We start from the raw sequence: 25,140 nt of genomic DNA on the forward strand, positions 1-25,140 counted from the left end.
GGCGTTCAGCGCAGGCTTCAGAAATTGCAAAGTTTTAGCAGGAACGGAATATCGGCATCGACCGAGCGCGGGCGCAGGTCGCCGTCCTGCTGCGTGAAGCGCACCCACAGCATGTACTTGTTGGCGCTCATCTCGGGGATGAAGGCCAGCAGCGAATCGTCCAGGTAGACCTGCATCAGCTGGTAGCTGCGGCCCGACAGCATCTGCTGGTAGCTGCCGCCGGTGGCGATCACCTTGCCGCTCTGGCCCGCTTCACGCAATAGCCGCAGCACGATGGTGGTGCCCATGCGCAGCGACACCAATGGACGCGCCCATTTCAGGATATCGGCGCGGCGGTCTTCGGCGGGACGGTGCTGCCATGCATAGTACGCAGGCAGGTCGAACTCGCAGGTGCCGCCGGGGATGATGGCGCGGCTGCGGATGCTGGTCAGCCACTCGTTGTCGGTCAGCAGCTGACCGGCCTTGCCCACGGTCTGGTTGAGCATGGCGATGCCCTGCTCGATCTCGCCGATGACCGAGTCGAGCGCGTCCTGGTCGATCTGCGGATTGGCGCGCAGCGGCGCCAATGCCTGCCGCTGGCGCTCCAGCTCCTTGATCAGGTCGGTCTTGAGGTCGGCGCGGCCGGCGACGTCGATGATCTCGAACAGCGTGGTCAGCGCGACATGGTGCTGCTGGGCATGATCCTGGCCGAGGAAGTATTCCAGCCGATCGAACAGGTCCTCCAGGCGCAGGAGAGTCCTGATGCGTTCGTTGAAAGGGTATTCGTACAGAATCAAGTGCTGTGTCCGTGCAGGGCGTCGGGCGCTTCAGGGGCGGCCCGGTGCAGAATGAGGCCCGGGAAATACCGGAAAGGGTGATCTATGCGCGTTGGATACCGGCACTATGCGGCGATTTCCCGGCATGTTCCAGCGCATTCTATGCGAGACCAGGTCCGAGGACAATGTCGCGCGCATGATGCAATGCGCCACAGCACGGCCCGGCGCGTCATGGATGGACCGCGCCCGCGGCGGACAGTTCACGGTAGTAGCGGTCGAGCCGGTCCACCTGCGCCACCAGCGCCTCGACCGGTCCGTCGTTGTCGATGACGTCGTCGGCACATGCCAGGCGGGCCGCGCGTGTTGCCTGCTTGGCCATGATCGCCAGCACCTGTTCGCGGCTGAAGCCGTTGCGCGACATCACGCGGGCCACCTGCGTGGCTTCGGTGCAGTCGACCACCAGCACGCGGCCCACGCGCTCGCGCCACGAGCCCGATTCCACCAGCAGCGGCACCACGTAGATCAGGTAGGGATGCGCGCCGGCAGCGCGGATCGACTGCGCGCGCTCGGTCGTCAGCGCGCGGATCAGCGGGTGCGTGATGGCTTCCAGCCGCGCCTTGGCGGCGGGATCGGCAAACACCAGCGCGCGCATCGCGTCGCGGTCCATGGCCCCGTCCGGGCGCAGGCAGGCCGGGCCGAAGGCCTCGACCAGTGCCGGGATGGCACGCCCGCCCGGTGCGGTGATCTCGTGCGCGAGCAGGTCGGTATCGATGATCGCGGCGCCGCGCGCGGCGAACATGTCGGCCACGCGGGTCTTGCCGCTGCCGATGCCGCCGGTCAGTCCGATTTCCAGCATGTGAGGTTCTGTCAGACGTCGTTGCCGCAACGATACCAGCTTCGGCCGCTTCGGCAGTGGACCGGTCGCGGCGGCGCGGCCCTTACCAGGCAAACAGCGGCAGCACCCCGGGGCCGAACAGCAGCACCACCACGCCGGCCAGCGCAATGAAGGGCCCGAACGGGAACGGCGTGTCGCGCTCCTGGCGGCGCAGCGCGATATTGGCCAGCCCGAACAGCACGCCGGCCACCGACGACAGCAGCAACAGCGCCGGCAGCGCCTGCCAGCCGAACCACGCCCCCAGCGCCGCCATCAGCTTGAAGTCGCCGAAGCCCATGCCTTCCTTGCCGCGCAGCAGCCGGAACAGCCAGTAGGCGATCCACAGCACCAGGTAGCCGGCGGCGGCGCCGATCACCGCGTCGGGCAGCGCCACGAACAGGCTGGCCAGGTTCAGCAGCAGCCCCATCCACAGCAGCGGCAGCGTGATCTGGTCCGGCAGCAATTGCGTATCGGCATCGATCATGGTCAACGCCAGCAGCCCCCATACCAGCACCAGCGCGGCCAGCGCCTGCGCGCCCGGGCCGAAGCGCCATGCCACCAGCGCGCTCAGCACGCCGCAGGCCAGCTCCACCAGCGGATAGCGCACGCTGATCGGCGCCTTGCACGCCGAGCAGCGGCCACGCAGGAACAGGTAGCTCAGCACCGGCACGTTTTCCCACGGGGCGATGGCGTGGCCGCAATGCGGGCAGGCCGAGCGCGGCACCATCAGGTTGTAGCGGCCGGGGTAGGGCAGCGGGTCGCCGCGCAGTTCGGCAATATAGTTGGCCTCGTCGCGCTCCATCATGCGCGGCACGCGGTGGATCACCACGTTGAGGAAGCTGCCGACCACCAGCCCCAGCAGCGCCGCGGCCGCCACCAGGAAGACGGGCGGCAGCGCCGCCAGCGCATGCAGCAGCGGGGCGGTGCTGGTCGAAAAGGGAGATGCGGACCACACAGACTGCATCGCTTACACCACCTGTCCCAGCTTGAAGATCGGCAGGTACATCGCCACCACCATGCCGCCGATCAGCACGCCCAGCACCACGATGATCAGCGGCTCGATCAGGCTGGAGATGGCGGCGACGGCATCGTCGACTTCACGCTCGTAGAACTCCGCCACCTTCAGCAGCATGTTGTCCAGCGCGCCGGATTCTTCGCCGATCTGCGTCATCTGCAGCACCATGTTGTCGAACACATGGGTTGCCTGCATCGCGTTGGTCAGGCTGGTGCCGATGCGCACCGATTGCTCGATCTCGCGGGTGGCATCGTAGTAGACCCAGTTGCCGGCCGCGCCGGCGACCGACTCCATCGACTCCACCAGCGGCGTGCCGGCCGCGAACATCGTCGCCAGGGTGCGGGTCCAGCGCGCGATCACGGCCTTGCGGAACAGGTTGCCGAAGATCGGCAGCTTCAGCAGCGCGCGGTCGGTGGCGCGCTGCACCTTCTCGGACTTCTTCAGCGCGCGCAGGTAGAAGCTGATGCCGGCCACCGGCGCGCCGATCACCAGGTACCAGTACTGGACAAAAAAGTCGGAGATCGCGATCACCAGCAGCGTCGGCGCGGGCAGGTTGGCACCGAAGCTGGAGAACACCCCCTTGAACGCCGGGATCACGAACAGCATCAGGATCACCGTGACGGCAAAGGCGACGGTCAGCACCGCGATCGGGTAGATCATCGCGGAGTTGATCTGCCCCTTCAGCGCGATGGTCTTCTCCATGTAGAGCGACAGGCGCTCCAGCAGCGAATCCAGGATGCCGCCCTGTTCGCCGGCATCGATCAGGTTGCAGTACAGCGTGTCGAAATATTTGGGGTGGCGGCGGAACGCCGCGGCCATGCTGCTGCCGGCCTCGATGTCGAAGCGGATGTCGGACAGCAGCTGGGTGAAGTTGGGGTTGACGTGCCCGCGCGCGATGATGTCGATCGATTGCAGCAGCGGGATGCCGGCCTTGAGCATGGTCGACAGCTGCCGGGTGAAGTAGGCGATGTCCTTCTCGGTGATCTTGCGCCCGCGCGCGGCCTTGCGCTTCTTCAGCTTGACGATGGTCAGGCCCTGCTTGCGCAGCGTGGCGGTGACCTCGGCCTGGTTTTCGGCGCGCAGCTCGCCGGTGAAGGTCTTGCCCTTGCGGTCCTTGCCTTCCCACTCGAAGATGTACTGGGTGGGGGCCTTGCGTCCCTTCCCTGATTTGGCCCGTGACGGTGCCCCCGTCCGGGCGCCCGCTGCTGGTGCGCGCGTCGCCATGGTTTTGACCCCCGATGTAAATGACGCTTGTTGTGCGTCTTGTCTTTACGTTATGTCGTGCTTCCCTACGTATTTGTGGTCGCCAGCACTTCTTCGAGTGACGTGACGCCCTGCCTGACCTTCAGCAGCCCCGCTTCGCGCAACGATAGCACGCCGTCCTTGCGCGCCTGCTCGGCAATCTGCAGCGCGGTGCCGTGCGCCAGGATGATCTCCTGCATGGCCTCGGTGATCGGCATCACCTGGTAGATGCCGCAGCGGCCCTTGTAGCCGCTGCCGTTGCAGCGCTCGCAGCCGACCGGATGGTAGGGCTGCCAGCTGCCGTCCAGGTCCTGCTCGCGGAAGCCCGCTTCCAGCAAGGCCTCGCGCGGGATCTCGCCCTCGCGCTTGCAGGTGCACAGCCGCCGCGCCAGCCGCTGCGCGGTGATCATCAGCACGCTCGAGGCAATGTTGAAGGCGGCCACGCCCATGTTCATCAGGCGGGTCAGCGTGGTCGGCGCGTCGTTGGTGTGCAGCGTCGACAACACCAGGTGGCCGGTCTGCGCGGCCTTGATGGAAATGTCGGCGGTTTCCAGGTCGCGGATTTCGCCGACCATGATGATGTCCGGATCCTGGCGCAGGAACGAGCGCAGCGCGGCGGCAAAGGTCAGCCCGGCCTTGTCGTTGACGTTGACCTGGTTGATGCCCGGCAGCTGGATTTCGGCTGGGTCCTCGGCCGTGGAGATATTGATGTCGCCCTGGTTCAGCAGGTTCAGGAAGGTGTACAGCGACACGGTCTTGCCGCTGCCCGTGGGGCCGGTCACCAGCACCATGCCGTACGGGCGCTTGATCACGTCCAGCAGCAGCGCCTTCTGCTCCGGCTCGTAGCCGAGCTGGTCGATGTCGAGCTTGTCGGACGACGATTCCAGGATCCGCATCACGATCTTCTCGCCGAACAGCGTCGGCAGCGTCGACACGCGGAAGTCCACCGCCTTCTCGACGGTTTCCTTGGCATCCTTGTCCTTGGGCAGCGCGATCAGCAGCTTCATGCGGCCGTCCTGCGGCACACGCTTTTCAGAAATATCCAGCCGCGACAGCACCTTGATCCGGGTCGCGATCTTGTCGCGGATATCCAGCGGCGGGCGCGCGACTTCCTGCAGCACGCCATCGACGCGGAAGCGGATGCGGTAGAAAGTTTCGAACGGTTCGAAGTGCAGGTCCGACGCGCCGCGGTGGAAGGCCTCGGTCAGCAGCTTCTGCAGGAAGCGCACCACCGGGGCGTCGTCGATGTTGTCGGCCGTGGTGCGGTTGCGCGGGTTGGCGGCGGCGGCGACCGGATCGTATTCGATCATCTTGCGCTCGGCCTGCACCGGCGAGATGTTCTTCAGCGTCCCCAGGGCCTCGCCGGCGGCGCGCACATGCTTCATCAGCTTGTCGTGCTCGACCACCACCGCTTCGACCGGCAGCTTGTACTTGTCGCGGATCGCATCCAGGCCGGCCTGGTTGGACGGATCGGACAGCGCCAGCACCAGGCGGTTGTCGCGCCGGCCCAGCGGCAGCAGCCGGTGGGCATGGAATTCACGGTTGCCAGCCAGCGCCGGCGGCACCTTGGAGAGGTTGTACTGGGCCAGGTCCAGCAGCGGCAGCTGGTACTTGTCGGCGGCGAACAGCGCCAGGTCGTGCGCGCTCATGGTGCCGCTGCCGACGATCTCGTCGATCAGCTGCGATTGCTTTTCACGTGCGGCCTGCTCCAGCTGAGCAAGCAGGGCGGGCGCGATACGCCGGCTCTGGGCCAGGGCAAGTCCGAGGGTCATGGCAGGTGCGCAGTGGTTGGAGCAGTGTCCGCGGACAGGGCAGGACGAGACGAGCCCGCTTCTTGGGATCGGGGCAGTTTGCCGATGGGGTCACTTTTTGTAAAGGCGACGGCGGGACGTATTGGCGTTTGCGCGACACCGGCGCAACCCTACTTGCGCGGGGCCCGGTTCCCACGGAGACGCGAGCACAGCAGACGGCAATTTGAGAATTGCCCCAATCCCCATTGGTGGCTGGCCAGCCATGCTTCTCGGCGTGGTGGCTCGCCGGCGTCCGGCGTCGGCTGATCTGTTATAGAATCAAAAATGAGTGTATAACATCGCATGCGGCGCAACTACAAGAAGCCTTTCGCTCAATTCGTCAAGAAAGCACACAAGCCGCTGCAACTGGCGATCGAAGACGAGGTTGAGGAGCTCTGTGCCGTGCCCGAGCTGGGGGAAGCGAAGACTGGCGACCTGGCTGGCATCCGGGTGCATAAATTCAGGTTCAACCGGCAGGAATACCTGATCGCCTACCGGCCACTGCCGCAGGGGTTCAACGTGAAAGGCGTGGCACTTGAGGTGCTATGGATCGATTTCTACAAGGTCGGCTCGCATGAGAACTTCTATGACGAGCTCAAGAAATACCTGAGGGCTGAAAGAAATGGACACGATGACCGCTGAAGATCTGCTGCATGCCCTCGGCGAGTTGCCCCCGCGGGAACGCGTCAGGTTCTTCACGCTGATCGGACAGCAGGCCTTTGGTGACGAGAATTTCTCGCACGAGGAAGTCTTTGGCCACCTGGCGGAGGAGGATTTCACCGCGGCCGAGGCTGCCCAATACCTCGAAATCTCGATGGCTACCTTCCGCCGGCTGGTGCGCGATGGCAAGGTGGTTCCACGGGCGGAAGTCGGGCGCAGCCAGCTTTTCTCCGCAGCCGAGCTGAAAGCATTCAAGCGACAGCGCAAAGCCATCAAGGGCTGAGAAGGTGGGTAGAAAGACAAAAAGCCGAACCAACTTTCGTTGATTCGGCTTTTTAAATCTGGTCGGGGTGAGAGGATTCGAACCTCCGGCCTCTACGTCCCGAACGTAGCGCTCTACCAGGCTAAGCTACACCCCGATTTGGTTTGCCGACAGACGTTGTAGCGTCAGCAGCAAAGAACGTAAGTTTAGCAGCGTTTTTTGGGGAATGGAAGAGGGCGGAGGGAAACGCCGTTCATCCCCGCCGTTCGTCCCGGTTCACGACTGCCGCTGCAGCGAGAACGCGCACAGCTGGATCAGCGTTTCCTTCAGCTCGGACGGCGGGAACTGCCGGGCTGCCTGCTCGGCGGCATCGGCTTCGCGCCGTGCGGCTTCGAAGGTGACCTCGAGCGCGCCGCTGGCGTGGATCGCGGCAAAGACCGCGTCGAAATGCTCGGTGCCGCCTTGCACGATTGCGTCGCGGGCCAGCTGGCGCTGCTCGGCGGTGCCGTGTTCCAGCAGGTGCAGCAGCGGCAGGGTGGGCTTGCCTTCGCGCAGGTCGTCGCCGGCGTTCTTGCCCATCTGTTCGGCGCTGGCGGTGTAGTCCAGCATGTCGTCGATCAGCTGGAACGCGGTGCCGATGCGGCGGCCGTATTCGGCGGCGGCTTCTTCCATCTGCGCGTCGGCGCCGGACAGCACCGCGCCCAGCTGCGCGGCGGCCTCGAACAGCTTGGCGGTCTTGTAGCGGATCACCTGCAGGTAGCGCTCGACGGTGACGTCGGGGTCGTGCATGTTCAGCAGCTGCAGCACTTCGCCCTCGGCGATCACGTTGGTCGCGTTGGACAGGATCTCCATGATGCGCATGCTGCCGGCATCGACCATCATCTGGAACGCGCGCGAATAGAGGAAGTCGCCCACCAGCACGCTGGCGGCATTGCCGAACACGGCGTTGGCGGTGTCGCGCCCGCGCCGCAGTTCGGACTCGTCGACGACATCGTCGTGCAGCAGCGTGGCGGTATGGATGAATTCCACGACGGCGGCCAGTTCGTGGTGGCGGTTGCCGTCGTAACCCAGCGCGCGCGCCGTCAGCAGCAGGATCACCGGGCGCAGGCGCTTGCCGCCGGCACCGATGATGTATTCGCCGATCTGTTCGATCAGCGGGACTTCGGAGGACAGCCGCTGGCGGATAACAGCATCGACCGCGCGCATGTCTGCAGCGACCGGGGCAAGCAAGGCAGTGGCGGAAGGCTGGGACAAGATGATCACCGTTGCGCAAAACCGGACGATTATATGCGATGCAGGCGGCGTTCTACGCATGCCCCGCATAGTTTGCCGGACGATCGGCTCAGGGTAGGCGCGCAGCGGCGTCAGTCATGGGCGCCACTATAATTGCAGCCATGGACAAGCCCGTACCTCGCCGCCAACTGCGCCGCACCGCCTGGTGGGTGGCGTTTGCCGCACTGGCGGGGTTTCTGCTCGCCGATCTGACCTGAGCCCAGCCGCGGCGGATTGTGCCGGGCGCGCCGCTCGCAGGCTATGTGCCTGTTTTCTTTGCAGTTTTCCTCGATCTCGTTTACAATTCCCGGTTTCCTCCGGTAGTCGCTCGCCTTGCGGGTCCTTGCCGGTGGGAGATAACCGGGCCGCATCGCGCGGCTTCGGCGTTTTATTCACATCCGAGAGGTTCGACAATGTACGCGGTCGTAAAAACCGGCGGCAAGCAATACAAGGTTGCTGCTGGCGAAAAACTGAAAGTAGAACAGATACCGGCAGACATTGGCGCAGAAATCACGCTCGACCAGGTGCTCGCAGTGGGCGCCGGCGACCAAATCAAGTTTGGTACGCCGCTGGTGAGCGGGGCTTCCGTCAAGGCTACCGTTATCTCCCAGGGTCGTCACGACAAGGTGAAGATCTTCAAGATGCGCCGTCGCAAGCACTACCAGAAGCGTCAGGGCCATCGTCAGAATTACACCGAACTGCGCATCGAAGCGATCGTTGCCTGATCGATCGAGCGTAATCCGGTAAAGCGACAGGAGTAAGACATGGCACAGAAAAAAGGCGGCGGTTCCACGCGGAACGGCCGTGATTCCGAATCGAAGCGTCTGGGCGTGAAGGTGTTTGGTGGCCAGGCCATCAACGCCGGCGGCATCATCGTGCGCCAGCGCGGTACCCGCGTGCATGCCGGCGACAACGTCGGCGTGGGCAAGGACCACACGCTGTTCGCCCTGGTCGACGGCCACGTGCAGTTCGCCGTCAAGGGCCCTGCCAAGAAGCAGCAAGTCAGCGTCGTCCCGGCGGCCTGATAACAGCCTTTGCAGGACGAAAGGCCCCGCAACGCTTGCGGGGCTTTTTCTTTTCTGGCGGAGTAAACTACGCCGGCCCCCGATCTGCCGATCGCTGCCGATCCTGCCGATCCATTACGGAAAACCCATCATGAAGTTCATCGACGAAGCCCGAATCGAAGCCATTGCCGGCAACGGCGGCAATGGCAGCGCCTCGTTCCGGCGCGAGAAGTTTGTGCCCTTCGGCGGCCCGGATGGTGGCGACGGCGGCCGCGGCGGCAGCGTGTTCGCCGTGGCGGACCGCAATATCAATACGCTGATCGATTTCCGCTACGCCAAGAAGCATGTGGCGAAGAACGGCGAGAACGGCCGCGGCTCCGATTGCTACGGCGCCGCCGGTGAAGACATCACGCTGCGCATGCCGGTGGGCACGCTGATCACCGACATGGACACCGGCGAGGTCATCGCCGATCTGACCGAGCATGGTCAGCGCGTGTGCCTGGCCGAAGGCGGCATGGGCGGCTGGGGCAACCTGCACTTCAAGTCCAGTACCAACCGTGCCCCGCGCCAGCAGGTCGACGGCAAGCCGGGCGAGCGCCGCATGCTCAAGCTGGAGCTGAAGGTGCTGGCCGACGTCGGCCTGCTGGGCATGCCCAATGCCGGCAAGTCGACCTTTATCTCGCATATCTCCAACGCGCGCCCCAAGGTGGCGGACTATCCGTTCACCACGCTGCACCCCAACCTGGGCGTGGTGCGCGTGGACCATGAGCAATCGTTCGTGGTCGCCGACATTCCCGGCCTGATCGAAGGCGCGGCCGAAGGCGCGGGCCTGGGCCACCAGTTCCTGCGCCACCTGCAGCGCACCGGGCTGCTGCTGCATATCGTCGACCTGGCACCGTTCGACGAAGCGGTCGACCCGGTCGCCGAGGCCAAGGCCATCGTCAACGAGCTGAAGAAGTACGACGAGACCCTGTATGAAAAGCCGCGCTGGCTGGTGCTGAACAAGCTCGACATGGTGCCCGAGGATGAGCGCGCCGCGCGCGTGAAGGACTTCCTCAAGCGCTACAAGTGGAAGGGCCCGGTGTTCCAGATCTCGGCGCTGACCGGCGAAGGCTGCCGCGAGCTGATCTACGCGATCAAGGACCACCTGCAGGCGATCAAGGCCGAAGAGGCCGCGGCGCTGGCAGAGCCGGACATCCGCCTGGACGACCGCCTGCATAACGTCGACCAGGGCCAGCGCGAGGCATAAGCAGGGCCAATGGTTGGCTCCCCTCTCCCGCGTCGGGAGAGGGGCCGGGGGTGAGGGCGGGGGCCCGATCGGGCGTGGCGCCTTGTCAAACCACCCCTCACCCTGCCCTCTCCCCTGAGGGGAGAGGGGAACACAATCGGAGACAGGATTTCCACCATGCAATCGGTCATCGCGCAGGCAAAGCGCATCGTCGTCAAAGTGGGCTCGAGCCTGGTCACCAACGACGGCAAGGGGCTGGACCACGACGCCATCGCCCGCTGGGCGGCCCAGATCGCCAAGCTGCGCGTGGCCGGCAAGGAAGTGGTGCTGGTCAGTTCCGGCGCCATTGCCGAAGGCATGCAGCGGCTCGGCTGGGTGCGCCGCCCGAAGGAAATCCATGAATTGCAGGCGGCCGCCGCAGTGGGCCAGATGGGGCTGGCGCAGGTCTATGAGAGCCAGTTCGGCCGCTATGGCATCCGCACCGCGCAGGTGCTGCTGACCCACGCCGACCTGGCCGACCGCGAGCGCTACCTGAACGCGCGCTCGACGCTGCTGACGCTGCTGTCGCTGGGCGTGGTGCCGATCATCAACGAGAACGACACCGTGGTCACCGATGAAATCAAGTTCGGCGACAACGACACGCTCGGTGCGCTGGTCACCAACCTGATCGAGGGCGACGCGCTGGTGATCCTGACCGACCAGCGCGGCCTCTACACCGCCGATCCGCGCAAGGACCCGGCCGCGCAGTTCGTCGACGAGGCGCTGGCCGGCACGCCGGAACTGGAAGCGATGGCCGGTGGCGCCGGCACCTCGATCGGGCGCGGCGGCATGCTGACCAAGATCCTGGCGGCCAAGCGCGCGGCCAAGTCCGGTGCGCATACCACCATCGCCTCGGGACGCGAGGCCAACGTGCTGGAGCGCCTGGCGGCCGGCGAGGCGATCGGCACCCAGTTGCTGGCGCCGACCGGGCGGCTGACGGCGCGCAAGCAATGGATGGCCGACCATCTGCAGCTGCGCGGCCGCGTCGTGATCGACGACGGAGCGGTCGAGAAGCTGACCAGCGGCGGCAAGTCGCTGCTGCCGATCGGCGTGGTCGAAGTGCAGGGCGAATTCGCCCGCGGCGAGGTGATTGCCTGCGTCGATGCGCAAGGCAAGGAGGTGGCGCGCGGCATCACCAACTATTCCAGCGCGGAGTCGCGGCTGATCGCGCGCAAGCCGTCGTCCGAGATCGAAGCCGTGCTCGGCCACCTGAACGAGCCCGAGCTGATCCATCGCGACAACCTGGTGCTGGTCTGAGCGAGGCAAGCAAAAACGGCGGGACCGCCTGGCAGTCCCGCCGTTTTTTCATGTCGGTGCGCGCAGCGCTTCAGCGCTTGCTGGGCGCGCGCGATTGCAGCTCGCGCACCATGTCCGCGGGCTTGCCGGCCACGGTGCGGCCCTCGCAGAAGAAATCGATCGCCAGCGTCGCGGCGTAGGCGTTGCGTACCCCGGTCTGCATGCGGTGCCAGGTCTCGCCGTAGTCGCTGGTGTTGGGTACCCATTCGGTGGCGCCCGGGGGCAGGGTCGCGTACAGCTTGCGCTCGAACACGTCGCAGCGCAGGCCTTCGAAGGTGACATTGCGGGCGCCGCTCTGGCTGGTGGTGACGGCGGTATAGCGCACCACGTTGTCCTTGCCCACCGAGATCGACTTGCTGTCCACCGCGAACGACAGCGTGCCGGTGCCGGCCACCGAGAACGGGATCAGGTTGGCCTCCTGCGGCAATGGCGGCAGCATGGCCTTGGCTTCCTCGAAGGTCTTGGGCGCGAACGGGTTGTTCCAGGTGCTCTCTTCCTCCGCCATCTCCTTGCCGGTGGTCTTGCAGCCGGCCAGGGCCAGGCTGGCCGTGGCAAGCAGCAGCCCGGCAGCGCTCAGGCCGCGGCGGCGGCCCACGGCGGTCAAACTAGTCATCAGTGCTCCGTGTAGTGGATACCGGCGTCGCCGGCGAAACGTAGTCGGCGGCGGCCGCGGCCGGGGCTTCGGCATTGCCGTCGGCGTCGGCCTGCTGCGCGGCCTGGGCGCGGCTCAGTGCCTGGCCGCGCGGCCCGCCGTGGCGTCCGTGCACGCCGTGGGCACCATGGGCGCCATGCGTGCCATGCGTGCCATAGGGGCTGAGCGGCACGCGCGGATGCCGGTTGAGGAAGCGTGACAATTCCGTCAGCGCCATCTGGTAGACATCGCGCTTGAATTCGATCACGGCTTCCAGCGGCACCCAGTAATGGCTCCAGCGCCAGGCATCGAACTCCGGGTGCTCGGTGGCGCGCAGGTGGATATCGCAGTCCCTGCCGGCCATGCGCAGCAGGAACCAGATTTGTTTCTGGCCCTTGTAGTGGCCGCGGATCTCGCGGCGGATGAACTTGTCCGGCACCTCGTAACGCAGCCAGTCGCGCGTGCGACCGACGATCCTGACGTGCTCCGGAAGCAGGCCGATTTCCTCATGCAGTTCGCGGTACATGGCCTGTTCCGGCGTTTCGCCGTACTTGATGCCGCCCTGCGGAAACTGCCAGGAGTGTTCGCCGATTCGCTTGCCCCAGAAAACCTCGTTTCTTGCGTTGAGGAGGATGATGCCGACGTTCGGGCGAAAGCCTTCACGATCGAGCATGACTGCACCTCGAATCCTTTAGAATTACGCTGATTATAAAGGAAGCGCGCAGCCGGGCCCGGACCGGGGGATGGTGGTTTTCCCCGAGCGGAAGGGCAGTTTCAGGCGCGTGCGCATAATTCAGCGCCGCCGGCCCCCCGGATCGTGCCGGGACGGATTTTTCCGACCTTGGCGGCCCAGAGAGAAATTACGGATGAAAGCCTCGCAATTCTTCATTTCCACCCTCAAGGAAGCGCCCGCCGACGCGGAAATCGTTTCGCACAAGCTGATGATGCGCGCCGGCATGATCAAGAAGCTGGGCGCCGGCATCTACACCTACATGCCGGTCGGGCTGCGCGTGATCCGCAAGGTGGAAAACATCGTGCGCGAGGAAATGAACCGCGCCGGCGCGGTGGAACTGTCGATGCCGGTGATCCAGCCGGCCGAACTGTGGCAGGAGACCGGCCGCTGGGACAAGATGGGGCCCGAACTGCTGCGCCTGAAGGACCGCCATGAGCGCGACTTCGCGGTGCAGCCTACCTCCGAAGAGGTAGTGACCGACATCGCCCGCAGCGATATCCGCAGCTACAAGCAGCTGCCGCTCAATTTCTACCAGATCCAGACCAAGTTCCGCGACGAGCGCCGGCCGCGCTTCGGCATCATGCGCGGGCGCGAGTTCACCATGAAGGACGCCTATTCCTTCGACCGCGACACTGACGGCCTGCGCAAGTCGTACGAGAACATGTACGACGCCTACGTGCGCATCTTCCGCCGCTTCGGGCTGGAATTCCGCGCCGTGGCGGCCGACAACGGCGCCATCGGCGGCTCGGGCTCGCATGAGTTCCACGTGATCGCCGAGACCGGCGAAGACGCCATCGTCTACTGCCCGACCTCGGCCTACGCCGCCAACATGGAGGCCGCCGAGGCGCTGCCGCTGCTGGCCGAGCGCGCCGCACCCAGGCAGGACCTGGTCAAGACCTTCACCCCGGAGAAGGTCAAGTGCGAGCAGGTGGCCGAATTCCTGAAGGTCCCGCTCGAGACCAACGTCAAGTCGATCGTGCTGGCCACCGACGGCGAGGCCGGCACCCAGATCTGGCTGCTGCTGATCCGCGCCGACCACGAGCTGAACGAGGTCAAGGCCTCCAAGGTGCCGGGGCTGGCCGACTTCCGCTTTGCCACCGAGAACGAGATCGTCGAAGCCTTCGGCTCGCCTCCGGGCTACCTGGGCCCGATCGACATGAAGAAGCCGGTCAAGGTGGTCGCCGACCGCACCGTCGCCAACATGAGCGACTTCATCTGCGGCGCCAACTACCGCGACTACCACTACACCGGCGTCAACTGGGGCCGCGACCTGCCCGAGCCGATCGTCGCCGACCTGCGCAACGTGGTCGCCGGCGACGCCTCGCCGGACGGCCAGGGCACGCTGGAAATCTGCCGCGGCATCGAGGTGGGCCACGTGTTCATGCTGGGCACGCGTTACTCGGAATCGATGAACGCCACCTTCCTCGACGAGAACGGCAAGACCCAGCCGATGCAGATGGGCTGCTATGGCATCGGCATCACCCGTATCCTGGGCGCGGCGATCGAGCAGAACTTCGATGAGCGCGGCATCATCTGGCCGGCCGCGATCGCCCCGTTCGCGGTGGTGATCTGCCCGGTGGGCTACGACCGCTCCGAGGCCGTCAAGGCCGAGGCCGACCGCATCCATGCCGAGCTGCTCGCCGCCGGCGTCGACGTGATCCTCGACGACCGCGGCGAGCGCCCGGGCGTGATGTTTGCCGACTGGGAGCTGATCGGCGTGCCGCACCGCGTGGTGGTGGGCGACCGCGGCCTGAAGGAAGGCAAGGTCGAGTACCAGGGCCGGCGCGACGCGCAGGCCACCGCCGTCAGCGTGGCCGAGGTGGTCGGCCACGTGCGCAGCCTGCTGGCAGACTGAGCCTCATGCGCGCCGTCCGCGGCCTGACCGCCGCCGCTGTTGCCGCCCGCCGCCTGGCGGGCGCGCTGATGGTATCGCTGCTGGCATTCCTGCTGGCGCTGGCGGCCCCGGCGGCGCACGCCGGCGCGCAGAAGGAAGAAGACCTGGCCGATTCGGTGCGCGGTGCGCTGGCCGCGGCCATTGCCGATGACCGGCCGCTGCGGCCGGTGTTCGCCTCCGGCGGCGAGCGGCTGGCTTACCTGAAGTGGCTGGGCGAGATGTCGGCGCGGCTGGCCTCGCGCATCCCCGAGCCGCAGGTGCGGGTCGAGCTGATCGAGGTGGCCTACTACGAAGCCAAGCGCGCCGGCCTGGAGCCCGCGCTGGTGCTGGGCCTGATCCAGGTCGAGAGCAACTTCCGCAAGTACGCGATCAGCTCGGCCGGCGCGCGCGGGCTGATGCAGGTGATGCCGTTCTGGGTGCGCACCATCGGCGACAGCGACGCGCGCAAGCTGTTCCACCTGCAGAGCAACCTGCGCTACGGCTGCACCATCCTGCGCTACTACCTGGACCGCGAGCAGGGCGACCTGTACCTGGCGCTGGGCCGCTACAACGGCAGCCGCGGCCGCCCCGAGTATCCCAACGCGGTGCTGGCGGCGTGGAAGCGCTGGCAGTATTCCGAAGCCACTGTCACCGTGGCCGGCGATGCCGAGATCGCGCCGTCGCGCCCGCGCGCGCCGGTGGCGGAGCCGCCGGCCCGCAACCCGTTTTCGTCGCAGCGCGTCGCAGTCAATCCGTCATGATCCGCGAAGCATCCGTTGCCGGCGGCAAGACCGGCTACACCGAATCCTCGCCCGAACTCGAACAATGGCTGGCCCGGCATATCGCCCAGGGCTTTACCGCCGATGCGCTGGTGCTGTCGATGCTGCGCTCGGGCTACGACGACGCCTTCGCGCGCCGTGCCGTGGCCGCCGCGTTTGCGCGGGACACCGTCGCCGCGGCGCCGCAACGGCCGGCGCAGGCTGAAGCGGCGGCCGCCGGCACGCCCGCGGTCTACGCCGCCGATGGCGGCGACCGCCGCGTGCCGGTGCTGTTCCGGCTGGCCTCGCCGCAGGTGCAGCTGTTCCAGCAGCTGCTGAGCGACGACGAGTGCGATGCGCTGGTGGCGCTGTCGCGCGGCCGCCTGGCACGCTCGCCGGTGGTCAATCCCGACACCGGCGACGAGAACCTGATCGACGCCCGCACCAGCATGGGCGCGATGTTCCAGGTGGCCGAGCACGCCCTGATCGCCCGCATCGAGGCCCGCATCGCCGCGGTCACCGGGGTGCCGGCCGAGCACGGCGAAGGCTTGCAGATCCTGAACTACAAGCCGGGCGGCGAGTACCAGCCGCACTTCGATTACTTCAACCCGCAGCGGCCCGGCGAAGCGCGGCAGCTGTCCGTCGGCGGGCAGCGCATCGCCACGCTGGTGATCTACCTGAACACCCCCGAGGCGGGCGGCGCCACCGCGTTTCCGCGCGTGGGCCTGGAGGTGGCGCCGGTCAAGGGCAATGCGGTCTACTTCAGTTACCTGCTGCCCGACGGCACGCTCGATGACCGCACCCTGCACGCGGGCCTGCCGGTGGCATCCGGGGAAAAGTGGATCGCCACCAAATGGCTGCGCGAACGGCCGTACCGCAGCGAACGCTGATTGTGCCGGCACGCTGACGTCCGGCGTATCGGCCTATTTCTGAAAAACTGTACCGGTACTGTACCGCCCACTGACCGTAGACTGATTTCTGAAACGTACTTGAACGCCTGGAGTCAGTCATGGAAGTGTCCCAATTCGCCGCCGGCACCGGTGTCTTTGCCGCCTTTGCCGGCTTCGCCCTGGTGTCGTCGATCACCCCCGGTCCGAACAACACCATGCTGCTCGCCTCGGGCGTGAACTTCGGCTTCCTGCGCACGGTGCCGCACCTGCTCGGCGTCAGTATCGGCTTCGCGCTGATGGTGGGGCTGGTCGGGCTGGGGCTGGGGTCGCTGTTCCATGCGTTCCCGTGGACCTGGCAGGTGCTGCGGGTGGTGGCAACGGTCTACCTGGTCTGGCTGGCCTGGAAGCTGGCCACGGCCGGCGGCGTGCAGGACCAGCAGGTGGCGCGGCCGATGGGCTTCTGGGCCGCGGCGGCGTTCCAGTGGGTCAATCCCAAGGCGTGGGTGATGGCGGTGGGCGCGTGCAGTACCTATGTGCTGCACGGCAACCTGTGGCTCAACGTGCTGCTGCTGTCGGGGATCTTCGGCGTGGTGAACCTGCCCAGCGTGGCGATGTGGGCGTTGTGCGGCTCGGCGCTGCGGCGCTGGCTGGCGCGGCCGAAGGTGCTGCGGGCATTCAATATCGGGATGGCGGTGCTGCTGCTGGCGTCGCTGTGGCCGATCCTGGGGACGCACCAGGCGTAGCCGAACGCCTTCCAACTCCCCGCTTGTTTGCTCCCTCTCCCGCTTGCGGGAGAGGGATGGGGTGAGGGCCGAAGCCTCAACGAAGTCACACGCGTCGCTTTTGCCAGCGCCGGCCCTCACCCCCGCCCCTCTCCCGCGAGCGGGAGAGGGGAGAACACCCTCAGCGCGCGCCGCGCCCGTCTAGATCAAACCAGCGCCCGAATCGAATCCAGATTCCGCCAGTACCCCTTCGCATCCATGCCGCACCCAAACACGTAGCGGTCCGGCACCGCAAAGCCGCAGAAGTCCGGATGCATCGGCTTGGGTTTGCTCAGCGTCTTCTCGCACAGCACCGCGGCGTGGAATTCCTTGGCGCCCATGTCCATGATGCGCTGGCGGATGGCCGCCATGGTCTCGCCTTCATCGAGGATGTCGTCGAGCACCAGCACCACGCGGTCCTTGACCGATTCGCGCGGCGCCACGCGCCATTGCATCTCGCCGCCGACGGTCTTGTTGTTGTAGCGCGAGAGGTGGATGTAGTCGAACTCCAGCGGGAATGCCAGCTTGGGCAGCAGCATGCCGGTGAACACCACCGCGCCGCCCATCACCGACAGCACCAGCGGGAAGTCATTGCCCATCCTGGCGGTGATGTCCGCGGCCATGCGGTCCAGCGAGGCCTGGACTTCCGCGGCGGAGACGATTTCTTCGGAATTGGCCCACAGCTCGCGGGCCTGTTCGGCGCTCATCATGATGTCTTTCCTGTTCTTTTGCGGGGAGGCGGTTCGGCTTGCGGCAGCGGGCTTCAGCGGTTGAAGAGGCCCTTCATGCCGCCCTTCATCGCGCCCATCTGGCGCATCATCTTCATCATGCCGCCGCCCTTGAGCTTCTTCATCATGGATTGCATCTGGTCGAACTGGTTGAGCAGGCGGTTGACTTCCTGCACCGGCACGCCGGCGCCCGCGGCGATGCGGCGCTTGCGGCTGGCCTTGATCAGGTCCGGCTTGGCGCGCTCGGCCGGGGTCATGCTGTTGATGATGCCCTCCATGCGTGCCACCTGCTTCTCGGCCTGGTCCATGTTGGCGCCCTGCGCCTGCTGGGCGAACTGCGCCGGCAGCTTGTCGACCAGGCTGCCCAGCCCGCCCATCTTCTTCATCTGGCCGATCTGGGCCTTGAAGTCTTCGAGGTCGAAGTCGCCGGTCTTCTTGATCTTCTTGGCCAGCTTCTCGGCCGCCGCCATGTCGACGCCGCGCTGGGCTTCCTCGACCAGCGCCAGGATGTCGCCCATGCCCAGGATGCGCTGGGCCATGCGGTCGGGGTAGAACGGCTCCAGGCCGTCCAGCTTTTCGCCGACGCCGACGAACTTGATCGGGCGGCCGGTGATATGGCGCACCGACAGCGCCGCGCCGCCGCGCGCATCGCCGTCCAGCTTGGTCAGCACCACGCCGGTCAGCGGCAGGGTGTCATTGAAGGCCTTGGCGGTGTTGACGGCGTCCTGGCCCAGCATGGCGTCGACCACGAACAGCGTTTCAGCCGGCTTCAGCTCGGCGTGCAGCGCGGCGATTTCCTGCATCATCGCCTCGTCGATACCCAGCCGGCCGGCCGTGTCGACGATCAGCACGTCGTGGTAATGCTTGCGCGCCCAGTCCACCGCCGCGCGGGCGATGTCCACCGGCTTCTGGTCCGGCTGCGACGGGAAGAATTCCGCGCCGACCTGCTCGGACACGGTCTTGAGCTGGGCGATGGCGGCGGGGCGGTAGACGTCGCACGAGACCGTCAGCACCTTCTTCTTTTTGTTTTCCTTGAGCCACTTGGCCAGCTTGCCGGCGGTGGTGGTCTTGCCGGCGCCCTGCAGGCCGGCCATCAGGATGATGGCGGGCGGCTGCACCGCCAGGTTCAGCTCGGATTCCTTGTTGTTGCCGCTGGCGGCCTCGGCGCCGCCGATCACCGCGGTCAGCTCGCGCTGGACCACGCCGACCAGGGCCTGGCCCGGCGTGAGGCTGCTGACCACCTCTTCGCCCATGGCCTTTTCCTTGACGCGGGCGACGAATTCGCGCACGACCGGCAGCGCCACGTCGGCTTCGAGCATGGCAAGGCGCACTTCGCGCAGCATCTCGGCGGTGTTGGCCTCGGTCAGGCGCGCCTCGCCGCGCATGGTCTTGACCACACGCGCCAGGCGTTGAGTGAGATTGTCCAGCATGGCAGGAATCGGGGGAGAAGTCGGAGCAGGGCTCGGGGCTGAAATCGGGAGGCAGTCCGGCACACGGGGCGGGCCTGGAACACCGGCCACACCGGTTCAAGCGGGCCGCCACCGGCCGTGGGCACTAAGGTAAACTGCGTAAATGGTCATTGTACTGTATGCCCTGACGGCACTTCTCTATTGCGGCCTGGCCTGGCACGGCTGGGCCACGCGCCATCCGCGCGTGGCCGCTTCAACCGGTCCGGCCGGCGCTTCGGCCACGGCGGTGCTGGTGGCGGGCGGCGGTGGCATCCCGCCGTCCGGCGGCGCGCACGGCGAAGGGCGCCCGGCCTGGTGGCACGTGCTGATGCTGGCGGCGCTGGCCAGCCACGGCATGCTGCTGCACGAAACCATCTTCCCGGCCGAGCGCATGATGTTCGGCTTTGCCTTTGCGCTGTCGGCCATGCTGTGGCTGGGCGTGGGCATCTACTGGATCGAGAGCTTCTTCTTCTCGCTGGCGGGGCTGGGCCTGATCGTGATCCCGGTGGCGCTGGTGGCCAGCCTGATGCCGCTGGCGTTTCCCGGCGCGCAGATCCTGGGCTACGCGGCGCGGCCGCTGTTCAAGCTGCATTTCATCATCGCCAACGTGGCCTACGGGCTGTTCACGCTGGCGGCGTTCCACGCCTTTCTGATGCTGCTGGCCGAGCGGCGCCTGCACGGCTTCCGGCACGCGCCGGCACGGACGTCGCAACAGCAGCCCAGCCAGTGGCTGGGGCGCTGGCTGGACCTGCTGCCGCCGCTGCTGACGCTGGAGAAGCTGCTGTTCCGGCTGATCGGCGCCGGCTTCGTGCTGCTGACGCTGACCATCGGCTCGGGCCTGCTGTTCTCCGAAGAGCTGTTCGGGCGCGCCTTCCGGCTGGACCACAAGACCGTGTTCGCGCTGATCTCGTGGGCCATGTTCGGCGGCATCCTGGCCGGGCGCATCTTCCGCGGCTGGCGCGGCAAGGTGGCGCTGCGCTGGGTCATCGCCTCGTTCGGCATCCTGCTGCTGGCCTATGTCGGCAGCCGTTTCGTGATTGAAGTCGTGCTGCACCGGCTCTGATTTTCCATGGCACGTATCCTGATCCTGCTGGCCGTGGTGCTGGGCGTCTTCTGGTGGCTGCGCGCCCGCGCCGAGGCCCGGCTGGCCGAGCATCGCGCCCGCCAGGCGCGCGAGGCCAGCGAACACGCCGCCGCCGGCACGCCCGATGCCCGCGCCGAACGCATGGTCCAGTGCGCCCAGTGCGGCGTGCACCTGCCGCAGGGCGACGCCATCGCCTGGCGCGGCCTGCACTACTGCCGGCGCAGCCACCTGCCCGACGAAAGCCGCACGGAAAGCCGCACCGAAGGCAGCCACGGCAGCGGCGATGGCGGCAGCGGCCCGCGCCCATGACCCAGCCGGCGCCGTCGGCCTGGCAGCGGCTGAACGCCTGGCGCGGCCTGGCGCAGCTATGGCGCCAGCCCGAGCCGCCTGACTTCCACTGGCGCCTGCTGCGCTATTTCTGCTGGACCCGCGTCGCCGTGGGCCTGCTGCTGGTCGGCTTTGCGCTGATGCGGCGCGGCGAGCCGGCCACCGGCGCCGCCAGCGCCGCCGCTTCCACCATTACTGCCGCGATCCCCGCCTTGCCCTTTGGCCTGGAGGCCATGGGCGGCATCGAGCATGCGGCGGCTATGGCCGTCGCCGTCCCTTACCTTGGCATTGCGCTGGCGATGCTGGCCGGCACCCTGTGGCGCCGGCATTTCCATCTGCGCGTGCGGGTGCAGGTGCTGGCCGACCTGGCGCTGCTGGCGCTGGTCTTCAGCGTGCTGGGGCGCGGCGGGCACGCCGAGGGCCTGGCGATGATCTTCCTGCTGCCGGCGCTGGAGGCCGGCGCGCTGACCAGCCTGCTGTTCGCGCTGTTTGCCGCGGCCATCTCGGCGCTGGTGGTGATGAGCGGGCCCTTCATGCACACCATCCTGCTGCGCCAGGCCGATGCCGGGCTGCTGGGCTCGGGCCTGTTCGGCCTGGTGTTCATGATCGCCGCGCTGCTGATGTATATGCTGGCCAACCGCCAGCTCGCGCAGGAGCGCCTGGCGCTGGCGCGCGAGCAGGAGCTGCGGCTGCAGCAGCTGGTCAACCGGCTGATGGTCAACGACATGCAGGACGGCGTGATGCTGGTGCGCGCCAACGGCGCGGTGGTGGCCGCCAACCCCGCCGCGGTGGTGCTGCTGGGGGTGCAGCCGCACGAGCGCATCTACTCGCGCAAGCTCGGCGGCGCGCCCGGCGGCGAGGCCGGGCAGGGCGGCGGCGATACCGTGCTGTTCGACCTGCGCCGCATCCCGCGCCTGCAGCCGCTGATGGAAATGCTGCGCGACTGGCTGCGCAGCAAGGACGACGTGCCGCGCATCCTGCAGCTGCTGCCGATGGCCTCGGGCGCCGCGCTGGCCGACGGCACCATGCAGCATACCCGGCTGCGGCTGCGCTTCGTGCTGCCGGGCCTGGCCGGGCTGCGCTCGACCATGGCGCATGGCCGCACCGTCCCGGCCGCGCTCGACACCGCCGCGTGGAACGAACTGTCGCCCGAAGCCGCCGGCCGCCTGCGCCTGGCCATCGCCCAGAACGAGGCCATGGCCTGGTCGCAGGAGGACGAGGCGCTGCTGCGCAGCGAGATGCGTGACACCGTGCTGGTCCATATCGAAAGCTGGGAACGCATCGCCGAGCAGGTGCAGCAGGAAAAGCTGGCCGCGATGGGCCGGCTGGTGGCCAGCATCGCCCACCAGATCCGCAACCCGCTGGCGGCAATCAGCCAGGCCAGCGAGCTGCTCGGCGATTCCGGCCGGCACGATCCGGCCGCGCATGACCCGGCCGCGCATGATCCGGGCGGGGCCGATGTCGATATCGATGCCCGCCTGCTGCGCATCATCCACGACAACGTGCGCCGGCTGGACCAGGTGGTGTCGGACGTGCTGCAGATGTCGCGCCGCCCGCGCACCGGCCGCAGCACCGTGCACCTGGCGCAGGCGCTGCCCGAGATCGTCGAGCGCTGGCGCGCCGAAATGCGCCAGCGCCGCCCGCGCGCCGGCGAGACCCGCCCGGCCGGCCGCGCCGACATCAACGCCAATGCCATCCGCCTGACCGTCGACGTGGCCCAGCCGGTGGTGTTCGACGCCGCGCAGCTGCAGCAGGTGCTCGGCAACCTGCTCGACAACGCCTGGCGCTACTGCAGCCGGCTGCCGGGCTCGATCCGGTTGCTGGCGCACGCGCTGGACCAGCACCATGCCGAGCTGATCGTCTGGAACGACGGCGCCGAGGTGGCGCGCGAACACCAGCGCAGCCTGTTCGAGCCATTCTTCACCAGCAATGCCCAGGGCACCGGGCTGGGCCTGTTCATGGCGCGCGAGCTGTGCGGCGCCAATGACGCCCAGGTGCGCTACGGCACCATCTCGCTGCCGGCGCTGATCGAACGCACCGGCGTGCTGGCCCCCGCCGCGCGCGATACACTGCCGGCCAAGGCCTTCGTGCTGACGCTGCGCATCGAGAGCGCCGAAGCCGCCGCGGCCACCGTCGCCTGAACCGTCTCCATCCCGCCATCCTCATGCCACCCCGAATGTCCCGCGCGCCCGACCCCATCCTCGTCATCGACGACGAGGCCGACCTGCGCGAGCTGCTGGACATCTCGATCCGCCGCATGGGCCATGACGTGGTGCTGGCCGGTTCGCTGGCCGAGGCGCGCGACAGGCTGGCGCAGGGCCGCTACAGCCTGGTGCTGACCGACATGCGCCTGGGCGACGGGCTGGGCATCGAGATCGTGCGTCAGCTGTCGGCGGCGCCCGAGCGCATCCCGGTGGCAGTGATCACCGCCTACGGCAGCGCCGACAACGCGGTGGAAGCGCTCAAGGCCGGCGCCTTCGACTACATCGCCAAGCCGGTGTCACTGGAGCAGCTGCGCAGCCTGGTGCTGAATGCGCTCGGCCGCCAGCCGCGCGACAGCGCCGATGCCGACGCCGCCACGGCGGCGGAACAGGCCGCCGACCGCGCCGCCGCGCTGCTGCCAGGCCATTCCGCGGCGATGCAGGAGGTGCGCCGCTCGCTGTCGCGGCTGGCGCGCAGCATGGCGCCGGTGGTGATCAGCGGCGAATCCGGCAGCGGCAAGGAACGCGCCGCGCGCGCCATCCACGCCACCAGCGCGCGCGCCGCCCATCCGTTCGTCGCCGTCAACTGCGGCGCCATCCCCGAGAACCTGATGGAGTCCGAGTTCTTCGGCTACGTCAAAGGGGCGTTCACCGGCGCCGACGCCGAACGCGGTGGCTTCTTCCAGGCCGCCAACGGCGGCACGCTGCTGCTCGACGAGGTGGCCGACCTGCCGTTGCCGATGCAGGTCAAGCTGCTGCGCGCGCTGCAGGAGCGCCGCGTGCGCAAGATCGGCGCCAGCCGCGAAGACGCCGTCGACGTGCGCGTGATGTGCGCCAGCCACAAGGACCTGGCCGCGATGGTGGCGGCGGGGCAGTTCCGGCAAGACCTGTATTACCGGCTGAACGTGCTGGCGCTGCGCATGCCCACGCTGCGCGAGCGCGGCGAAGACATCCCGGTGCTGGCGCGCGCCATCCTGGACCACCTGGCGGTGCGCTACGGCGATGCGCACCCCAAGCGGCTGTCGCCGGCGGCGCTGCAGCGGCTGGCGGCGTATCCGTTCCCGGGCAATGTGCGCGAGCTGGAAAACCTGCTCGAGCGCGCCTACGCGTTTGCCGAGAGCGAGGACATCGAGCTGGCCGACCTGGGCCCGCTGGACGCCGGCGCCGGGCGCGCCGGGCTGATGCCTGCACCGGCGCCGGCGATGGTGCCCCAGCCGATGACGCCATACCCTTACGCGCCCTGGGACACTGCGGGGGTTCCGGCCGCGCCGGCCGTGGCCACACCTGCGCCGGTTCAGGCCGAGCCGCAGCCGCCGGCAATGCACGCCCATGCAGCGCCCGAACCCGAGCCCGCCAGCGACCCCGCCGAGCGCGCCTGCCGCGGCATCGTCTTCCCGATCGACCTGCCCGCCAAACTGGAGGCCGTCGAGCGCGAGCTGATCCTGCAGGCGCTGGCGCAGACCAACTTCAACCGCACCGCGGCCGCGCCGCTGCTGGGCCTGAACCTGCGCCAGCTGCGCTACCGCATCCAGCAACTGGGCATCCGCGAAGCCATGGACGCCGCCGACCGCGGCGCGGCGGAAGGCGAGGGTACGCCATGACCGCGCCAGCGCGTTCTGCCTATCTGCCCGATGCCGACGGCTGGGTTCCCGCCGCCCGCCGCGTGCCATCGCCCAATTTCGATGCGCGCCCGGACGGCATGCCGGTGGACCTGGTGGTGCTGCACAACATCAGCCTGCCGCCCGGCCAGTTCGGCAGCGGCGACATCGAGGCCTTTTTCCAGAACCGGCTCGATCCGAACAAGCATCCGTTCTTTGCCACCATCCACCAGGTCCAGGTGTCCGCGCACTTCCTGGTCACGCGCACGGGCGAGCTGGTGCAGTTCGTGCCGTGCACGCAGCGGGCCTGGCATGCGGGGCAGTCAGACTTCTTCGGACGCGCGCGCTGCAACGATTTTTCGATCGGCATCGAGATTGAAGGCTGCGACGACCTGCCGTTCACGCTGGCCCAGTACGACACCGTGGCGGCGCTGGTGCCTGCGCTGATGGCCGCCTACCCGGTGCGTGCGATTGCCGGTCACAGCGACATCGCGCCAGGCCGAAAGACCGATCCCGGCCCGCATTTCGACTGGGCGCGCTTTGCCCGGCAGGCGGGCGTGGCGCCGGGCATGCTGCCCTACCAGGGCCGGGGCGCTGCAGAGAACGTGACGGATTCCTAACGTCATTGCCCGCCCCTGTGCGCCCCATCCCGGCGCACATGCCCCACGTCG

Annotated in this window: 25 protein-coding genes and 1 tRNA gene; 15 read left to right on the forward strand and 11 right to left on the reverse strand. The window is 67.5% G+C overall.

What is annotated here, in order from left to right; all coding sequences use genetic code 11:
- Positions 1–17: 17 nt before the first annotated feature.
- From zapD to pilB, 5 genes are all read right to left on the reverse strand, one after another.
- Positions 18–776 carry a cell division protein ZapD gene (zapD, locus tag LIN44_RS03585; protein ID WP_012353939.1) on the reverse strand — a complete coding sequence of 253 codons (759 nt, stop codon included), beginning with the start codon at positions 774–776 and terminating at the stop codon, positions 18–20.
- 208 nt (positions 777–984) lie between these two features.
- Complete coding sequence (gene coaE, locus LIN44_RS03590) at positions 985–1,611, reverse strand: dephospho-CoA kinase (protein WP_227313536.1); 627 nt, start codon at positions 1,609–1,611, stop codon at positions 985–987.
- Positions 1,612–1,693: 82 nt separating this feature from the next.
- The gene (locus LIN44_RS03595; RefSeq protein WP_227313537.1) at positions 1,694–2,593 is read right to left on the reverse strand and encodes an A24 family peptidase; all 900 of its coding nucleotides are present in this window, start codon (positions 2,591–2,593) and stop codon (positions 1,694–1,696) included.
- 3 nt (positions 2,594–2,596) lie between these two features.
- Positions 2,597–3,868: a type II secretion system F family protein gene (locus LIN44_RS03600; RefSeq protein WP_227313538.1), complete on the reverse strand. Its 1,272-nt coding sequence runs from the start codon at positions 3,866–3,868 to the stop codon at positions 2,597–2,599.
- Between the two features lie 65 nt (positions 3,869–3,933).
- Entirely contained in the window at positions 3,934–5,658 is a 1,725-nt protein-coding gene (gene pilB, locus LIN44_RS03605) for a type IV-A pilus assembly ATPase PilB (protein ID WP_227313539.1), read from the reverse strand.
- A 321-nt stretch (positions 5,659–5,979) separates the two neighbouring features.
- On the opposite strand from pilB, the gene LIN44_RS03610 reads away from it, so the two are divergent.
- Entirely contained in the window at positions 5,980–6,318 is a 339-nt protein-coding gene (locus tag LIN44_RS03610; protein WP_227313540.1) for a type II toxin-antitoxin system RelE/ParE family toxin, read from the forward strand.
- Positions 6,308–6,619, forward strand: a complete 312-nt coding sequence (locus LIN44_RS03615; protein ID WP_227313541.1) for a helix-turn-helix domain-containing protein — start codon at positions 6,308–6,310, stop codon at positions 6,617–6,619. The genes LIN44_RS03610 and LIN44_RS03615 overlap by 11 nt, the downstream gene beginning before the upstream one ends.
- 59 nt (positions 6,620–6,678) lie before the next feature.
- Here LIN44_RS03615 and LIN44_RS03620 read toward each other — a convergent pair.
- Positions 6,679–6,755: transfer RNA gene (locus tag LIN44_RS03620), tRNA-Pro, on the reverse strand.
- A 119-nt stretch (positions 6,756–6,874) separates the two neighbouring features.
- On the reverse strand, positions 6,875–7,804 hold the full coding sequence (gene ispB / locus LIN44_RS03625) for an octaprenyl diphosphate synthase (protein ID WP_227314332.1): 930 nt from the start codon (positions 7,802–7,804) through the stop codon (positions 6,875–6,877).
- A 479-nt stretch (positions 7,805–8,283) separates the two neighbouring features.
- Here ispB and rplU point away from each other — a divergent pair, with 479 nt between their 5' ends.
- The 4 genes from rplU (at position 8,284) to proB (ending at position 11,398) form a co-directional block, all read left to right on the forward strand.
- A complete protein-coding gene (rplU, locus tag LIN44_RS03630; RefSeq protein WP_006576525.1) occupies positions 8,284–8,595 on the forward strand; it encodes a 50S ribosomal protein L21 in 312 nt (103 codons plus the stop codon).
- Between the two features lie 39 nt (positions 8,596–8,634).
- Positions 8,635–8,895, forward strand: a complete 261-nt coding sequence (gene rpmA, locus LIN44_RS03635) for a 50S ribosomal protein L27 (protein ID WP_092306246.1) — start codon at positions 8,635–8,637, stop codon at positions 8,893–8,895.
- Positions 8,896–9,025: 130 nt separating this feature from the next.
- Positions 9,026–10,123 carry a GTPase ObgE gene (obgE, locus tag LIN44_RS03640; protein ID WP_227313542.1) on the forward strand — a complete coding sequence of 366 codons (1,098 nt, stop codon included), beginning with the start codon at positions 9,026–9,028 and terminating at the stop codon, positions 10,121–10,123.
- A gap of 156 nt (positions 10,124–10,279) precedes the next feature.
- The gene (gene proB, locus LIN44_RS03645) at positions 10,280–11,398 is read left to right on the forward strand and encodes a glutamate 5-kinase (protein ID WP_227313543.1); all 1,119 of its coding nucleotides are present in this window, start codon (positions 10,280–10,282) and stop codon (positions 11,396–11,398) included.
- A gap of 70 nt (positions 11,399–11,468) precedes the next feature.
- On the opposite strand, the gene LIN44_RS03650 is transcribed toward proB, so the two are convergent.
- Together LIN44_RS03650 and LIN44_RS03655 are read right to left on the reverse strand one after the other, a co-directional pair.
- Positions 11,469–12,050: a CNP1-like family protein gene (locus LIN44_RS03650; protein ID WP_227313544.1), complete on the reverse strand. Its 582-nt coding sequence runs from the start codon at positions 12,048–12,050 to the stop codon at positions 11,469–11,471.
- Positions 12,043–12,741, reverse strand: a complete 699-nt coding sequence (locus tag LIN44_RS03655) for an RNA pyrophosphohydrolase (RefSeq protein ID WP_227313545.1) — start codon at positions 12,739–12,741, stop codon at positions 12,043–12,045. The genes LIN44_RS03650 and LIN44_RS03655 overlap by 8 nt, the downstream gene beginning before the upstream one ends.
- Before the next feature lie 193 nt (positions 12,742–12,934).
- On the opposite strand from LIN44_RS03655, the gene LIN44_RS03660 reads away from it, so the two are divergent.
- From LIN44_RS03660 to LIN44_RS03675, 4 genes are all read left to right on the forward strand, one after another.
- On the forward strand, positions 12,935–14,656 hold the full coding sequence (locus LIN44_RS03660) for a proline--tRNA ligase (RefSeq protein ID WP_227313546.1): 1,722 nt from the start codon (positions 12,935–12,937) through the stop codon (positions 14,654–14,656).
- A gap of 5 nt (positions 14,657–14,661) precedes the next feature.
- Positions 14,662–15,435, forward strand: coding sequence for a lytic transglycosylase domain-containing protein (locus LIN44_RS03665; RefSeq protein WP_227313547.1), 774 nt, complete (start codon positions 14,662–14,664; stop codon positions 15,433–15,435).
- Positions 15,432–16,322 (forward strand): 2OG-Fe(II) oxygenase, encoded by an 891-nt coding sequence (locus LIN44_RS03670; RefSeq protein WP_227313548.1) that lies wholly within the window; start codon positions 15,432–15,434, stop codon positions 16,320–16,322. The genes LIN44_RS03665 and LIN44_RS03670 overlap by 4 nt, the downstream gene beginning before the upstream one ends.
- A 119-nt stretch (positions 16,323–16,441) precedes the next feature.
- Entirely contained in the window at positions 16,442–17,065 is a 624-nt protein-coding gene (locus tag LIN44_RS03675; RefSeq protein ID WP_112776867.1) for a LysE family translocator, read from the forward strand.
- Between the two features lie 185 nt (positions 17,066–17,250).
- On the opposite strand, the gene LIN44_RS03680 is transcribed toward LIN44_RS03675, so the two are convergent.
- The gene (locus LIN44_RS03680) at positions 17,251–17,793 is read right to left on the reverse strand and encodes a hypoxanthine-guanine phosphoribosyltransferase (RefSeq protein WP_116309731.1); all 543 of its coding nucleotides are present in this window, start codon (positions 17,791–17,793) and stop codon (positions 17,251–17,253) included.
- A 53-nt stretch (positions 17,794–17,846) separates the two neighbouring features.
- Complete coding sequence (gene ffh / locus LIN44_RS03685) at positions 17,847–19,241, reverse strand: signal recognition particle protein (protein ID WP_012353919.1); 1,395 nt, start codon at positions 19,239–19,241, stop codon at positions 17,847–17,849.
- 142 nt (positions 19,242–19,383) lie between these two features.
- Between ffh and LIN44_RS03690 the strand changes: the two genes are divergently transcribed.
- Genes LIN44_RS03690 through ampD form a run of 5 tightly spaced genes read left to right on the forward strand, consistent with a single transcriptional unit; the run spans position 19,384 to position 25,089 of the window.
- Complete coding sequence (locus LIN44_RS03690) at positions 19,384–20,322, forward strand: inner membrane protein YpjD (RefSeq protein WP_227313549.1); 939 nt, start codon at positions 19,384–19,386, stop codon at positions 20,320–20,322.
- Positions 20,323–20,328: 6 nt separating this feature from the next.
- Complete coding sequence (locus LIN44_RS03695; RefSeq protein WP_227313550.1) at positions 20,329–20,652, forward strand: PP0621 family protein; 324 nt, start codon at positions 20,329–20,331, stop codon at positions 20,650–20,652.
- Positions 20,649–22,811 (forward strand): sensor histidine kinase, encoded by a 2,163-nt coding sequence (locus LIN44_RS03700; RefSeq protein WP_227313551.1) that lies wholly within the window; start codon positions 20,649–20,651, stop codon positions 22,809–22,811. The genes LIN44_RS03695 and LIN44_RS03700 overlap by 4 nt, the downstream gene beginning before the upstream one ends.
- A gap of 23 nt (positions 22,812–22,834) precedes the next feature.
- Positions 22,835–24,472 carry a sigma-54 dependent transcriptional regulator gene (locus tag LIN44_RS03705; RefSeq protein ID WP_227313552.1) on the forward strand — a complete coding sequence of 546 codons (1,638 nt, stop codon included), beginning with the start codon at positions 22,835–22,837 and terminating at the stop codon, positions 24,470–24,472.
- Complete coding sequence (gene ampD, locus LIN44_RS03710) at positions 24,469–25,089, forward strand: 1,6-anhydro-N-acetylmuramyl-L-alanine amidase AmpD (RefSeq protein ID WP_227313553.1); 621 nt, start codon at positions 24,469–24,471, stop codon at positions 25,087–25,089. Before LIN44_RS03705 ends, ampD begins: the two co-directional genes overlap by 4 nt.
- The last annotated feature ends 51 nt before the right edge of the window (positions 25,090–25,140 follow it).

The sequence above is a fragment of the Cupriavidus sp. MP-37 genome (assembly GCF_020618415.1).
Classification (GTDB): domain Bacteria; phylum Pseudomonadota; class Gammaproteobacteria; order Burkholderiales; family Burkholderiaceae; genus Cupriavidus.

Coding starts and splice junctions, on each gene's coding strand:
- coaE (WP_227313536.1), bottom strand. CDS start 1,611: ATGCTGGAAATCGGACTGACCGGCGGCATCGGCAGCGGCAAGACCCGC.
- LIN44_RS03595 (WP_227313537.1), bottom strand. CDS start 2,593: ATGCAGTCTGTGTGGTCCGCATCTCCCTTTTCGACCAGCACCGCCCCG.
- LIN44_RS03600 (WP_227313538.1), bottom strand. CDS start 3,868: ATGGCGACGCGCGCACCAGCAGCGGGCGCCCGGACGGGGGCACCGTCA.
- pilB (WP_227313539.1), bottom strand. CDS start 5,658: ATGACCCTCGGACTTGCCCTGGCCCAGAGCCGGCGTATCGCGCCCGCC.
- LIN44_RS03610 (WP_227313540.1), top strand. CDS start 5,980: ATGCGGCGCAACTACAAGAAGCCTTTCGCTCAATTCGTCAAGAAAGCA.
- LIN44_RS03615 (WP_227313541.1), top strand. CDS start 6,308: ATGACCGCTGAAGATCTGCTGCATGCCCTCGGCGAGTTGCCCCCGCGG.
- ispB (WP_227314332.1), bottom strand. CDS start 7,804: ATGCGCGCGGTCGATGCTGTTATCCGCCAGCGGCTGTCCTCCGAAGTC.
- rplU (WP_006576525.1), top strand. CDS start 8,284: ATGTACGCGGTCGTAAAAACCGGCGGCAAGCAATACAAGGTTGCTGCT.
- rpmA (WP_092306246.1), top strand. CDS start 8,635: ATGGCACAGAAAAAAGGCGGCGGTTCCACGCGGAACGGCCGTGATTCC.
- obgE (WP_227313542.1), top strand. CDS start 9,026: ATGAAGTTCATCGACGAAGCCCGAATCGAAGCCATTGCCGGCAACGGC.
- proB (WP_227313543.1), top strand. CDS start 10,280: ATGCAATCGGTCATCGCGCAGGCAAAGCGCATCGTCGTCAAAGTGGGC.
- LIN44_RS03650 (WP_227313544.1), bottom strand. CDS start 12,050: ATGACTAGTTTGACCGCCGTGGGCCGCCGCCGCGGCCTGAGCGCTGCC.
- LIN44_RS03655 (WP_227313545.1), bottom strand. CDS start 12,741: ATGCTCGATCGTGAAGGCTTTCGCCCGAACGTCGGCATCATCCTCCTC.
- LIN44_RS03660 (WP_227313546.1), top strand. CDS start 12,935: ATGAAAGCCTCGCAATTCTTCATTTCCACCCTCAAGGAAGCGCCCGCC.
- LIN44_RS03665 (WP_227313547.1), top strand. CDS start 14,662: ATGCGCGCCGTCCGCGGCCTGACCGCCGCCGCTGTTGCCGCCCGCCGC.
- LIN44_RS03670 (WP_227313548.1), top strand. CDS start 15,432: ATGATCCGCGAAGCATCCGTTGCCGGCGGCAAGACCGGCTACACCGAA.
- LIN44_RS03675 (WP_112776867.1), top strand. CDS start 16,442: ATGGAAGTGTCCCAATTCGCCGCCGGCACCGGTGTCTTTGCCGCCTTT.
- LIN44_RS03680 (WP_116309731.1), bottom strand. CDS start 17,793: ATGATGAGCGCCGAACAGGCCCGCGAGCTGTGGGCCAATTCCGAAGAA.
- ffh (WP_012353919.1), bottom strand. CDS start 19,241: ATGCTGGACAATCTCACTCAACGCCTGGCGCGTGTGGTCAAGACCATG.
- LIN44_RS03690 (WP_227313549.1), top strand. CDS start 19,384: ATGGTCATTGTACTGTATGCCCTGACGGCACTTCTCTATTGCGGCCTG.
- LIN44_RS03695 (WP_227313550.1), top strand. CDS start 20,329: ATGGCACGTATCCTGATCCTGCTGGCCGTGGTGCTGGGCGTCTTCTGG.
- LIN44_RS03700 (WP_227313551.1), top strand. CDS start 20,649: ATGACCCAGCCGGCGCCGTCGGCCTGGCAGCGGCTGAACGCCTGGCGC.
- LIN44_RS03705 (WP_227313552.1), top strand. CDS start 22,835: ATGCCACCCCGAATGTCCCGCGCGCCCGACCCCATCCTCGTCATCGAC.
- ampD (WP_227313553.1), top strand. CDS start 24,469: ATGACCGCGCCAGCGCGTTCTGCCTATCTGCCCGATGCCGACGGCTGG.